Raw genomic sequence first — 12,687 nt, 5'->3', positions numbered from 1 at the left:
TCAATACCGATTTCTACCTTTTGAACCGGTGCTTTCTAGGAAAGATCATCAACGTCAAACGCAAACATATCTTCGAGTAACTCGCGAAAACCTTTCAGGGCGTGATCGAAAATTGCCTTTCCTGCCTCTTTATTCGCGGCAAGCGCATTTCCCGCAACACCCTTTCTGTTGAGATCTGCCATTTGCCAGCCAAAAGGAAATGGTCCATAGGCTCTTAAATATTTGAATTTTTCTTTGAGCTCTTTCTGCCAATTGGCAAAATTTTGTGCTTTGCCCATTTTTACTTCTTCAGGTGCAAGGTAAAGCATGAGCGAAGTTTCGATAAAGCCGGCATGAATATCAAGCTCTTTTTCTTCAACTGTCATCATCCCTTCGGGAAGACCGAAGCGTCCCCAGCTTGTTGCGACAGCAAGCATTTTGAAGCGATTGCGCAATTCGGTGATGACAATGTTCATCAATGGTGAATTGCCGCCATGAGCATTGAGAATAAGAAATCTGTCTATTCCATTTCTGTAACAGTCAGCGCCGATTTCGATCCACCTGTCTATTGCTTGAGAATATCCAAGTGTTTTTGTCCCCCCCCGACCGCCATGTTCAATAGAATAACCAATATCTTCGCTATCGAGAACAACAACCTTTTTTCCAATACAAGTTTTGTTTTCAAGTTTTTTCGAAAATGCTGTTGCAATGACAGCATCCGTGGAAAGAGGCAGATGCTGTCCATGATATTCATACGATCCGAGAGGCAAAATGGCTATAATTTTATCTTTTTCTTTCAATGCTAAAATTCCCGATAAAATATTTTCTTCTTTTTTATACAGAGTTTTGTTATCTATCTTCACTATGCAAGAATTTGTTATCTTTCTTCACTATAGAAGAATATGAAATTCTAAGTGAAAATACGAATCATACAGGAATACTACAAGAAACCAGATAATTCATTTAAAACGTCTTCGGGGAGACATAACTTAAATGGTCGAAAAAAACCAGATACCTGCATTGGATATTGTTCAATCCACTGCAAGAATGATGAAAACATTATTGGCACGCCGACTTTATGAATTCGGCTTATACGCAGGCCAGGACAGAATCATTCTTTCGTTGGCATTAAAAGACGGGCAATCGCCCGGGAATCTTGCAAAACAGCTGGGCGTCAAACCTCCCACAATCACCAAAACAATTGCGCGACTTCAGGAACAAGGTTTCGTCACAAAACGCAGTTCCCATAAAGATCAGCGCCAGCTTCATGTTTTTCTGACCAAAGATGGTCATAAAATTGTCAAGCTTATCAAGTCGGCCATTGCCGATACGGAAAAAGATATCACAAGCGGGCTCGACGAGGGAGAGCATCTGATGTTGCTTGCTTTATTGGGGCGCATTCAAAAAAATGTTCAGAATCAACAAGTGGAACTTTCCAACCTTTATCTTAATGGCGAAAACGACGTTCTCTAGTTTGACGATGGAGCCAAACTCCTAAAAAAAGAACATAGCCACCGGCTTATCAAAAGGCCGTTTTTCCCATCCGATCAAGCTTTCCGTATTTGTTTCATTCGGCGTGAGCTCTTTCAAGTACAATGATGCTTTGCAACTTGTTTATGTTTGCGGTCTGGTACCGGAAATAACACAGTTTTGTTTGGACAAGCCTTTTAAATTTATTATCACCTGTCAGGTGAAAATAACGTTTCAGGCTTTTCCGGAACCTCCCAATGGGCTATTCATTCAATCTTCTTGAAGGTAACAGAAGCTTGCTGTTGTTTTATCTTTGATAAGGATGAGGGGCATTGTCGCAAAAAATCAAGCTTTCTACCATTGCCGATGCATTGAATGTATCTACAGCTACGGTTTCACTTGCGCTGCGTGACAGTCCGCTTGTAGCAGATGACACGCGTGACAGAATCAAGGATTATGCTCGTGATATCGGTTATATTTATAACCGGCGCGCAGCAAGCTTGCGCACATCGCGCTCGGGCATTGTCGGTGTCGTTGTTCACGACATCATGAATCCGTTTTTTGCCGAAATATTGCGCTCGATCGAAACGGAACTCGACCGGTCGCGGCAAACCTTCATTCTTTCCAACCATTATGACCAGTTGGATAAGCAACGCAATTTTCTGGAAACGTTACTCCAGCTCGGAGCTGATGGCGTCATCATGTCACCGGCAATCGGAACTCCCGCAAAAGACATCGAGATGGCGCAAAATAACGGTTTGCCTGTTGTGTTTGTCGCCCGTCATGTCGAAGGTGTAAATGTTCCGGTTTTTTGTGGCGATGATACTTATGGTATTTCTCTTGCTACCAACCATCTTATTTCGCTCGGGCATAAATGCATCGCTATGGTTGGCGGCACCGATTACACCTCGACAGGCCATGACCGTTATGAAGGCTATCGCCATGCCATGCAGCTTGCAGGCCTTGAAGCAAAACCCGAATGGCGCCTTGAAGGACCGCGAACGAAACAGGCAGGCTTCGAAATTGCACCACAATTTCTGGCACTCAAAGATAAACCGACAGCCGCTGTCTGTTTCAATGACCTTGCCGCAATCGGTTTGATGAACGGAATTGCCCGTGCCGGCCTCGTTGCAGGGCGGGATATTTCTGTCACCGGTTATGATGATCTCGAGGAAGCTGCAATTGCCACACCCGCACTCACTACAGTCTGGAATGGACAAAGGGAAGTGGGAAGGCGTGCAGCGCGTGCGCTCCTTGACCTTTTAAACGGAATCGAAGTCAAAAATGGTCATGATCTTATCAAACCGGAATTGCACATTCGCCAATCAACCGGTCGCATGGTACCGCGAAAAGACTGAAAACTTTAATTTTCTGATATCCGTTTCCGATAATCTATGATTCTGACATCATAAAGTGACTTTCGCTTTATGATAAAATGCGGTTGTTTTTTCGCGTTTCCGACAGTTCCATGCATAATTTTAAAACAGAATATGGGGCGGAATTCGGGTGTAAAAACAGCAAAACCTTTTTCCGGTTGGTGCGTCAATTCTCTCCGGACACAGTAACGGATTCTACTCTGTTTTAAAAAGCCGGAATGGTTGCTCCAGCTTCATAAAAACAATTTTTGAAAACGCTGCAACAAAAGCAAAAAAGCCGTACACTCAAAAACCATAACAAAATAGATCTTGCACATAAATTCGAAAAAGGTTTCATAATTTTTCCGAATAGCGTACTTTCACAAAAGCCGATATTTTTTGGAATAAGTGTTTCCTATTTTTTCACGGCTTGCCTTTTTCAAGGTGATTATTTTTTACGGCACCCGTTTTCTCAAGCCGCTTATCATTATGATGATGAACGGCTTCGCCAAATGCTTTAAATATCTTGTTTGATGGTATATCGCTTGTTGCCCAATATTCGGGATGCCATTGTACCCCGAGGGAAAAATCTTTTGCATCCTTCACACTGACTGCTTCAATCGTGCCATCGGGGGCTGTCGCTTCGGCAACAAGACGTGGCGCGAGCTTATTGATTCCCTGCTGGTGAACTGAATTCACCATGATTTCGCCGGTGCCTACAATTTTTGAAAGCGACGTATTCTCGCTCACGTGAACCGGTTGTCTTATGGCAAACTTTTTATCACTGTCACTTTTATCATTGGCTCTATGGTCAAGCTTCCCGGGGATTTTTTGTAGCGCCGGTGACAATGTTCCCCCAAGAGCGACGTTGAGTTCCTGTATGCCACGGCAAATGGCAAGAAGCGGCAAACCTAGCCTGATTGCCGCATGGATGAGGGAAAATGATGTTTCATCACGAGAAAAATCGAACGGCTCATGATCTGTCGTGGCGGCTTCGCCATAGCGCGCGGGATTTACATTGGATTTCGCTCCGGTGATAAGAACACCGTCCACAACCGCAAGTATGGATTGTATATCGGCATCTCGCCCAAGTGACGGCACGATAAGAGGCGCAACATCAGCGACCTTTGACGCGGCCTCAAGATATTGTACAGGCGCGCCATTCCAGACATAACCGTCAAATCCGAGGCAATCGGAGGGTACCGCGATAAGCGGCTTTAAACGATCAGCCATTTGTGTTCCCTTTATATATTATCCGGTCAATATTCAGGGAAAACGGGATTTTGTCAAACGACCGGTTTTCATTGAGACAGGAACATTTGAAAAATTTTTTTCTGAACTATCCACGATCAGAAGAGTGAAAAACGAAATTTTAGCAAAACCACTGGAAATAATGTGGTTTTATCGTTACTACTAAATCGTTTCAATTTTTCTGAAATAATCCGGCATTGTGAATAGGTGGGGAGAAGAGACTGTTGTTAGACAGTTTGTCTTCCCTGAAACTCAAGGAGATAACATTTGGGTCAAACAGTTTTTGTTGCCAAAGAAACAGCCGAAGGGGAAACACGCGTTGCCGCGTCTCCTGAAACTGTCAAAAAGCTTATCAATCTCGGCTATGATGTGTCGGTCGAGAAAGGTGCCGGTCTCCAGTCCTTGATAAGTGACGAGGACTACAAGGAAGCCGGTGCAAAAATCGTTGGTGCAAACGAGGCAAGCAAAGCCGACATCATTTTAAAATTGCGCCGTCCGGATGCCAAGGAACTGTCGCAATATAAAAAGGGTGCAAGTCTTATCGGCATTCTCGATCCATTCGGCCACGAGAATGATGTCAAGGCCATGGCCAAAGCCGGATTGAATGCCTTTTCAATGGAATTCATGCCGCGCATTACGCGTGCGCAAGTCATGGATGTTCTGTCATCACAGGCAAATCTTGCCGGTTATCAGGCAGTGATTGATGCAGCCGAATATTACGACCGCGCCCTTCCCATGATGATGACCGCGGCAGGAACCGTTCCGGCTGCCAAGGTTTTCATCATGGGGGCGGGTGTTGCCGGTCTTCAGGCCATTGCCACTGCACGGCGTCTGGGTGCATCGGTCACGGCAAATGACGTGCGCCCTGCGGCAAAAGAGCAGGTCGCGTCCCTTGGTGCAAAATTTATCGCCGTCGAGGATGATGAATTCAAAGCGGCTGAAACGGCTGGTGGCTATGCCAAGGAAATGTCTAAGGAATACCAGCAAAAACAGGCTGCTTTGACTGCCGAGCATATTGCCAAACAGGATATCGTCATTACAACCGCATTGATTCCCGGTCGTCCCGCACCGCGCCTTATCACTAAAGCGATGCTTAAAACCATGCGTCAAGGTTCGGTCGTTGTTGATCTTGCCGTTGAAAGAGGTGGCAATGTCGAAGGCGCTGTCGCTAATAAGATTGTCGAAGTCGAAGGGGTGAAGATTATCGGCTTCACCAATGTTCCGGGTCGTATTGCCGCTACCGCTTCCCAGCTTTATGCGCGCAATCTTTATGCCTTTGTCGATATCATGACAAACAAGGAGACAAAAGCGTTTACTATCGACCGGAATGACGAGCTCGTCAAAGCGACATTGCTCACTTTCGACGGTCATGTTGTTCATCCCCGCTTTGCAGAAGAATCGGAGAAAAAAGCCGCCGATAAAAAACCGGCTCCGGCAAAAAAAGCCGATGAAAAGGCTGAAAAACCGGCAAACCATACATCCTCGAAACATAAAGAACCAGCCGCCAAAGCGGATAAAAAAACAGATGAAAAAGGAGCCAGATAATGTCTAACGAGGCTCTCGACAAAGCCCTTCAAGGTCTGGATCAGGCCATTGCCGCTGTGCGCGAAGCAGGCGGCCAAATCTCCAGTAATGCCGTTGATGCCGTCCACAATGTGACCGGCGGTGTTATTGACCCGTTCATTTTCCAGTTCGCGATCTTCGTACTGGCGATTTTTGTCGGCTATTATGTTGTTTGGGCAGTCACACCGGCTCTCCACACACCGCTGATGGCTGTTACCAATGCGATTTCTTCAGTTATCGTCGTTGGTGCGCTGCTTGCTGTCGGTCTTTCGTCTTCAGGCCTTGCAAGCACTTTCGGCTTCATCGCACTGGTACTTGCAAGCGTCAATATTTTCGGCGGCTTTCTCGTTACCCAACGCATGCTTGCCATGTACAAGAAAAAAGATAAGTGAGGCTTGAAACTATGAGTGTTAATTTTGCCGCCTTTCTTTATCTCGTTTCCGGTGTCCTGTTCATCATGGCGCTACGCGGGCTTTCCCATCCGACAACAAGCCGCAAGGGCAATGCCTATGGCATGGTCGGCATGGCTGTTGCCATCATCACAACACTATTGCTTGCCCGTCCAAGCTTCGGTGGCCTTGTCCTCATCATTATAGGTCTTGCCATCGGTGGCGCTATCGGTGCTATCATTGCCCGCCGCATTGCCATGACGGCAATGCCGCAACTTGTTGCCTCTTTCCATTCGCTCGTCGGTCTTGCTGCCGTTATGGTGGCCGCCGGTGCACTTTATTCGCCGCATTCATTCGGCATTGGCGAAATCGGCTCTATCCACGGGCGGGCACTTGTTGAAATGGCAATCGGTGTCGCAATCGGTGCGATAACCTTTACCGGTTCCATCATTGCGTTTTTAAAACTTGATGGACGTATGTCCGGTAAGCCGATCATTTTGCCAAACCGGCACTTGATCAACATTGTTCTTGCAGCGGCAATCGTTGTTCTCATCGCCGCACTTGTCGGAACCGAAAGCCATCTGGTTTTCTGGCTTATTGTTCTTTTGTCGCTTGTTATCGGTGTCACACTGATTGTGCCGATCGGTGGCGCTGATATGCCGGTTGTTGTTTCCATGCTCAATTCCTATTCGGGATGGGCAGCCGCGGGTATCGGTTTTACTCTCGGAAATATGGCTTTGATCATCACCGGTGCATTGGTCGGATCTTCCGGTGCCATCCTTTCCTACATTATGTGTAAAGGCATGAACCGCTCGTTCATTTCCGTGATCCTTGGCGGATTCGGTGGTGAAAGTGCCGGTCCTGCCGGACATAACGAAGTCGAACGCCGTCCTGTCAAACAGGGGTCGGCTGACGATGCGGCGTTCATTATGAAAAATGCCAACAAGGTCATTATCGTACCGGGATATGGCATGGCTGTTGCACAGGCTCAGCACGCGCTGCGTGAAATGGCCGACAAGCTCAAGGAAAACGGCGTCGAAGTCAAATATGCCATTCATCCGGTTGCCGGTCGTATGCCCGGCCACATGAATGTGCTGCTTGCCGAAGCCAATGTGCCCTATGACGAAGTTTTCGAGCTTGACGATATTAATTCCGAATTTGCGGAAGCAGATGTTGCTTTTGTCATTGGTGCCAATGACGTGACCAACCCTGCTGCCAAATCGGATCCTTCTTCGCCGATTTATGGCATGCCGATTCTCGACGTGTCAAAAGCAGGAACAGTTCTGTTTCTGAAACGTGGCATGGGAACAGGCTATTCAGGCGTTGAAAACGAGCTGTTTTTCCGTGACAACACCATGATGCTTTTTGGCGATGCCAAAAAAATGGTCGAAAGCATTGTCAAAGCCATGGAATAAACCTTAAGATGCCGCCACTAAGGCGGCATCTTTTTTGAGGACATGATCATGGCAAGTTCGGCCGAACAGATGAGGGCGTGGCAAGGTCCGGCACTTTTGAGTTACGGTTATCGGCCATTTTTTTTGTTCGCAAGTATCTGGGCTGTATTGAGTCTGTTTATCTGGATTTTCCTTTTTTCCGGCAAAGATGTGCTGGCAATCGGAATTGATCCGTTTTCCTGGCACGCACACAGCTTTCTCTTCGGTTATTTATGGGCCGTCATTGCCGGTTTTTTGATGACTGCCGTTCCCAATTGGACCGGTCGTTTGCCAATTGTCGGCTGGCCGCTTTTGGGTCTCGTATCCATTTGGCTTATCGGGCGCATTGCCATGGTGCTTTCATCCGATTTGCCAGCGACTGTGACAGTCGGCCTTGATTTGCTGTTTCCGCTACTTTTCACCATCGCTATCGGGCGTGAAATTATACATGGAAAAAACTGGCGTAATCTCAAAGTGCTTATTTTGCTTGTTCTGCTTTTCTGCGCCAATCTGATTTTCGATTGTGAAGCCTTTAATGATGGTTATGCTGCCGACGGTTATGGAGCTCGCCTTGCCCTTGCCATTGCGGTTTTCCTTATTGCCATTATCGGTGGACGGATTGTGCCAAGTTTCACACGCAATTGGCTTGCCAAACGCGGGAACACAAAACTGCCGGCTCCACACGGGCGCGTTGACCAAACCATCATGTTTTTTACGGCTATTTGCCTCGTTATGTGGATTCTCTTTCCCGACACAAAATTGACCGCCCTATTGTGCGGCCTTTGTGGCATTGCCAATCTTTACCGGCTTCAACGTTGGCGTGGTTTGGCAACTTTAAGAGAACCGCTGGTTTTTGTGCTTCATGTCGGCTTTCTGTTTATTCCGCTAGGGTTTATCGCTTTGGCGCTTGGCACGTTCGGAATTATTCCGGGGGGACGCGCACCGGTGCAACATTTATGGATGGCCGGTGGCATCGGCATGATGACAATGGCCGTGATGACGCGCGCAAGTCTTGGTCACGCCGGTCGGCCACTTACAGTTTCCTGGCCGGTCGTACTGGTTTACCTTGCGTTGTTTCTATCGGTCTGGCTGCGGCTTTTTGCCGGCATTGCCAATAACAATCTGCCAACGCTTCACATTGCCGGAACTTTATGGATTCTGGCTTTTTTGGGTTTCGTTGTGCTTTACTGGAATATCCTTACCAAACCACGCAAACCACGCGTTCCGAATTGAAGGTCATTATCGGGATAAGCAAAACGCAATTTCCCTTTAAAGGGTTTGCCTGATTGAACTTCAAAAGCTTTCACAGCCAAAATAACGGTCTGTCTCTATTTTTGGCTCCGAAATGCGAAGAGACGGGTTCCTATAGATATTTCATAAAACGATTATGTAGGGCTTCTTCTCGCCGTGATTTTCGTGAGCGCGCTTGTTGAAGAATCCCTTTTCCTTTGAGTCATGTTGACGGAATTTCTGTTTATCCGGTTCTTAAACCGCCGCGTAAGTCTACTTTAAAAACCGCAGTAGCAGCTATAACCTCTCAGCGTGATAAACTTGTGGCGTGAAGAACAAATTACACTTATTCTCGAACGCCCCGCTTCGTTCGCCTTTTCTTCCTTCTTGGCCTTTTTCATTCCAACGAGAATTTGAAACTATGGGAATCTCGGCCGCATGAATCATCGAAGGTAAAGCGGACAAACGGAAAATTGCCGGTCTTTGATGTTGCGTGTCGTTGATAAAGAGAAGTCCGTCTTGTTGACCAAGGCACATGAGAACTTCAGAAAGTAGATGACGGGTTATGCCTTTCCGTTTCCCCTTTTCGATAGTTGTTATCCGGCAACGTCACGCATCAAGGGCTTTAAAAATCACAATAGCATAGGTCCCTTTCGACGAGAGACGTTGTCTGATGCAAAAAACAAACACTTGGCTTCACATTTGGCAAAAAATCGACTTTCTTGTTTGCCAAATACAAAGCCTTATCCAATGGTGGTTATGACTGTATTTTTATCGTTTATCAGCGGCGGTGTTTTAAAACTCCCGATCAGCCGTAAATGAGTTTATCCTGTTTTTTGCGTAAGCGTGCAATCCACTGGTTCTCATTGATCGCAGCATTTTTTACAGTGATGAGTTCGTTCTTCTTGATCGGTGCGGTAACAGTTGCCCCTTCAAGCAAACCACAAGGAATTGCCTGGTGCTTCCTTGCATCCTCGACTGTCATATTCCAGGCACGATAGGTATAAAGTCCGATAAAATCGAGCTTGTCTCCGGGTTTCAAATCTTTCTTGGCAACGGCGCAAACTTCTGCAACCGGCCGATCAAGTGGTACCATATCGGCCTTTCCGTAAAGCATGACGCGTGCACAGGTGAGCGGCACTTCCATTGCTGTGAGATGATAAGGACGATGGAATGTAAAATAAGGTCCTTCACCGATTTTCAAATCTTCCATACGTTCCCAAACACGGGGATGACGCATTTCTGCAACCACAAAAACTCCCGGTGAAACACCCCGCCCGATCGAATAATCGACAACGCCGGATTTTGACAAAACGCCACCATCTTTTTCCGGAATAAGCACTTTGTTTAGCCGGTCGATATCGGCTTTCGGGCCATGCATACCGGGGCAATCGGGAACAAGGCCGGTTGCGTTGGCAATGGCCGTCATTTCGACCATGGTTTTTGAACCGTCAATGAATTCGACAAGCATACGCACATTCATATTGCGTTTCTTTGCCTCTTCTTCATAATGATCGGGAATTGCATCAAAATCGAGCGGGTTGTTTTTGCCCTTTCCGGCAGCAACAACGTTGTGCCCGAGTGCCGAAACAAATTCGATAAGCTCCATGCAGGAAGATGGCTCGTCACCGGCACCAAGTGTGTAGATAAGGCCACGTTTTTCGGCTTCATGTTTAAGATAGGGACCAATTGTGACATCGGCCTCGACATTCATCATAACAATGTGTTTGTTGTTTTGCAGCGTTTTATAACCGATTTCCGCGCCTGCTTCGGGATAGCCAGTCGCATCGACGATAACATCGACAAGCTCGTTTTTTAGCAACATATCAAGATCGTCAGTGGCGGCAATTTTTCCTTCTTCGATTGCTGCTGTCATTTCCGACGCATTGGAAACTTCCTTTGCATGCCCCGTTTCGTCATAGGCAATTTTTGCCGCATCAAGCACACGTTCAGGTGTCCTTGTCGAAACCGCTGCAACCTCGATGCCATCCATATGGGCGACACCTGTCAACAGATCGGTTCCCATTTCCCCGCAACCGACAAGCCCTATACGGATGGGCTTGCCACTTTCTTCGCGTTTTTTAAGGTCGCGGGCCAAACCGATAAGGGCTACATTGCTTGTCATTTCAAAAAATTCTCCGGTAAAAAACGGTCATTCATCAGCCCGATAAAATATTCCTAAAATCGGGTTTTGCCACTCGTTCAGCGCATAATCTTTTCTTCAAAGGTCTAATAACAACGGTTAAAAATTGCAAGGCTCGTGATTGGTCGATGCCAAAGTCCAGAGAGCAGAGAGCAGAATAACCCCCCACACATTTTCCAAACAAAAATTTGCGCGAAAATTATTTGGCCTGTATAAGCAGCTTGAGCTCATAAATAAGCGGTCTTTCGCCGATGAGAGGCGACCGCGACAAAATATTGATAAGGAAAACATTCATGCCCGGCAAAGTGACTGTTGATGATATTCCCGCTTCAATCGGCAAAGAAGTAGGCGTTTCGAATTGGCGTACTGTCACGCAGGAAATGATTAACCAGTTTGCCGATGCAACCGATGACCATCAATGGATCCACGTTGATGAAAAACGAGCCAAAGAAACGCCCTTTGGCGGCACAATTGCCCACGGCTTTCTAACCCTTTCGCTGTTGTCGACATTGGCCTACGAGGCCCTTCCCGAGCTTGAGGGGACAACAATGGGTATCAATTACGGTTTTGACAAAGTGCGGTTGATGAGCCCCGTCAAGACCGGTGCAAAGGTTCGTGCCCATTTTGTTTTGACCAATGCGGAAATTCGCCCTTCCGGCCGAATCGTTTTTCATTATGGCGTAACCCTTGAAATCGAAAATGTGAAAAAACCGGCTTTGACTGCCGACTGGATTACAATCGCTATGGTTCCCACAAAAGCTTCCTGAGTTTTAGCCGATTTTATGGGGCTCCCCCAACAAGCTTCACAATTGTTGAAGATCGGGGTGAGCTCATCCGGAATTCATAATTTTCATGTCATTCGGAAATTTTTGCTAAAGACTGCTTTTTCGAGAATTGTCTGAAAAAGGCGAGATATCGGAAATTGTTTTGAGGTCGGAGCTTTTCAATATTTGATAGATCGGCAGTATCGTTTGAAAATTCCGCACTAATGCCGATGATCCCCTTTTATATATTGCAGGTAAAGACAATATCATTTTTCGATAAAAGCAACATTTTCATGCAACAGTTGTCGCATTGCGTTTACAAGTTTCATCCGATTTTTATTCGATTTTTTCACCCCTTCTTTTTGTTATTTCATTCTGTTTAATTCTGGCAATTTAATTCTGGCAATTTAATCCTGATTCCGGAATTTCATCAAAATGGTCACTTTTCACCGCCTCTTTTCAGGAAATATCATCGAAATCGCAATTGTTAAAAAGCGAGTCGCTCTTTGATGTTTCCTTTCCATCGGGAACAATTTTTGCGATATTTTTGTTTGAAGTTTTTTTGAAACTGGGTCGTTTCTATAGAAAATCGAGTAAAATAATCGATTGTTTTGGCTCTTTTTTCGTGTTTTCATCACTCAAAGCGAATAAAGACCAATAAATTTTTTAAAAAACGCAGCTTTTGGAAAAGCAATATAGACAAGCACGCCTTTTTTGTGGTATTTGCACCGCAATCATTTGAAACCATGCCTTTGCTGGCTTGGTACGTCTGGGTTTTACCCATTTAACTGAGATATTGAAAACAAAGCAGGATTAAACGTGCAAGTACTCGTTCGCGATAACAATGTTGACCAAGCGCTCCGTGCGCTGAAAAAGAAAATGCAACGTGAAGGTATCTTCCGTGAAATGAAGATGCGCGGCCATTATGAAAAGCCGTCGGAAAAGCGCGCCCGTGAAAAGGCTGAAGCTATCCGTCGTGCCCGTAAGTTGGCACGCAAACGCGCACAGCGTGAAGGTTTGGTGAGCGGCCGCGGTTCTGCTCACTGATATTCAGAAGTTGCTGAAATATTCTATCGAACGTGTGGGGTTTCTCTCGCGGTGTGTAAAGTG

General features: G+C 46.2%; 11 protein-coding genes. 8 read left to right on the top strand and 3 right to left on the bottom strand.

Annotated features, from left to right (window positions below):
* Positions 1–35: 35 nt before the first annotated feature.
* Complete coding sequence (locus H3V14_RS10500) at positions 36–779, bottom strand: creatininase family protein (RefSeq protein WP_198214617.1); 744 nt, start codon at positions 777–779, stop codon at positions 36–38.
* A 193-nt stretch (positions 780–972) separates the two neighbouring features.
* On the opposite strand from H3V14_RS10500, the gene H3V14_RS10495 reads away from it, so the two are divergent.
* The gene (locus H3V14_RS10495; RefSeq protein WP_198228502.1) at positions 973–1,452 is read left to right on the top strand and encodes a MarR family winged helix-turn-helix transcriptional regulator; all 480 of its coding nucleotides are present in this window, start codon (positions 973–975) and stop codon (positions 1,450–1,452) included.
* A gap of 329 nt (positions 1,453–1,781) precedes the next feature.
* Entirely contained in the window at positions 1,782–2,807 is a 1,026-nt protein-coding gene (locus H3V14_RS10490; RefSeq protein WP_075915506.1) for a LacI family DNA-binding transcriptional regulator, read from the top strand.
* 420 nt (positions 2,808–3,227) lie between these two features.
* On the opposite strand, the gene H3V14_RS10485 is transcribed toward H3V14_RS10490, so the two are convergent.
* Positions 3,228–4,037: a gamma-glutamyl-gamma-aminobutyrate hydrolase family protein gene (locus tag H3V14_RS10485; protein ID WP_198228500.1), complete on the bottom strand. Its 810-nt coding sequence runs from the start codon at positions 4,035–4,037 to the stop codon at positions 3,228–3,230.
* Between the two features lie 285 nt (positions 4,038–4,322).
* On the opposite strand from H3V14_RS10485, the gene H3V14_RS10480 reads away from it, so the two are divergent.
* From H3V14_RS10480 to H3V14_RS10465, 4 genes are read left to right on the top strand one after another with little or no spacing between them, the layout of a single operon-like run.
* Complete coding sequence (locus H3V14_RS10480; protein ID WP_198228498.1) at positions 4,323–5,600, top strand: Re/Si-specific NAD(P)(+) transhydrogenase subunit alpha; 1,278 nt, start codon at positions 4,323–4,325, stop codon at positions 5,598–5,600.
* Positions 5,600–6,010, top strand: a complete 411-nt coding sequence (locus H3V14_RS10475; protein WP_198214612.1) for a proton-translocating transhydrogenase family protein — start codon at positions 5,600–5,602, stop codon at positions 6,008–6,010. The genes H3V14_RS10480 and H3V14_RS10475 overlap by 1 nt, the downstream gene beginning before the upstream one ends.
* Positions 6,011–6,021: 11 nt before the next feature.
* The gene (locus H3V14_RS10470) at positions 6,022–7,422 is read left to right on the top strand and encodes an NAD(P)(+) transhydrogenase (Re/Si-specific) subunit beta (protein ID WP_075869206.1); all 1,401 of its coding nucleotides are present in this window, start codon (positions 6,022–6,024) and stop codon (positions 7,420–7,422) included.
* A 48-nt stretch (positions 7,423–7,470) separates the two neighbouring features.
* Entirely contained in the window at positions 7,471–8,673 is a 1,203-nt protein-coding gene (locus H3V14_RS10465; protein ID WP_198228496.1) for an NnrS family protein, read from the top strand.
* Between the two features lie 805 nt (positions 8,674–9,478).
* Here the strand turns inward: H3V14_RS10465 and H3V14_RS10460 are convergent.
* Complete coding sequence (locus tag H3V14_RS10460) at positions 9,479–10,795, bottom strand: NAD(P)H-dependent oxidoreductase (protein WP_198223194.1); 1,317 nt, start codon at positions 10,793–10,795, stop codon at positions 9,479–9,481.
* A 311-nt stretch (positions 10,796–11,106) separates the two neighbouring features.
* Between H3V14_RS10460 and H3V14_RS10455 the strand changes: the two genes are divergently transcribed.
* Both H3V14_RS10455 and rpsU read left to right on the top strand, forming a co-directional pair.
* Complete coding sequence (locus H3V14_RS10455) at positions 11,107–11,580, top strand: MaoC family dehydratase (RefSeq protein ID WP_198228494.1); 474 nt, start codon at positions 11,107–11,109, stop codon at positions 11,578–11,580.
* A gap of 816 nt (positions 11,581–12,396) precedes the next feature.
* Complete coding sequence (gene rpsU / locus H3V14_RS10450; protein WP_075869212.1) at positions 12,397–12,624, top strand: 30S ribosomal protein S21; 228 nt, start codon at positions 12,397–12,399, stop codon at positions 12,622–12,624.
* Positions 12,625–12,687: the final 63 nt, after the last annotated feature.

This window comes from Bartonella sp. W8151, assembly GCF_016100385.1.
Taxonomy (GTDB): domain Bacteria; phylum Pseudomonadota; class Alphaproteobacteria; order Rhizobiales; family Rhizobiaceae; genus Bartonella; species Bartonella apis.
Note: the sequence above shows the minus strand (reverse complement) of the source record. Positions and strands in the feature narration are given on the sequence as shown.

Bases quoted from the DNA above. Each gene is read 5' to 3' on its own strand.
- H3V14_RS10495 (WP_198228502.1), top strand. From the start codon at position 973: ATGGTCGAAAAAAACCAGATACCTGCATTGGATATTGTTCAATCCACT.
- H3V14_RS10485 (WP_198228500.1), bottom strand. From the start codon at position 4,037: ATGGCTGATCGTTTAAAGCCGCTTATCGCGGTACCCTCCGATTGCCTC.
- H3V14_RS10475 (WP_198214612.1), top strand. From the start codon at position 5,600: ATGTCTAACGAGGCTCTCGACAAAGCCCTTCAAGGTCTGGATCAGGCC.
- H3V14_RS10470 (WP_075869206.1), top strand. From the start codon at position 6,022: ATGAGTGTTAATTTTGCCGCCTTTCTTTATCTCGTTTCCGGTGTCCTG.
- H3V14_RS10465 (WP_198228496.1), top strand. From the start codon at position 7,471: ATGGCAAGTTCGGCCGAACAGATGAGGGCGTGGCAAGGTCCGGCACTT.
- H3V14_RS10460 (WP_198223194.1), bottom strand. From the start codon at position 10,795: ATGACAAGCAATGTAGCCCTTATCGGTTTGGCCCGCGACCTTAAAAAA.
- H3V14_RS10455 (WP_198228494.1), top strand. From the start codon at position 11,107: ATGCCCGGCAAAGTGACTGTTGATGATATTCCCGCTTCAATCGGCAAA.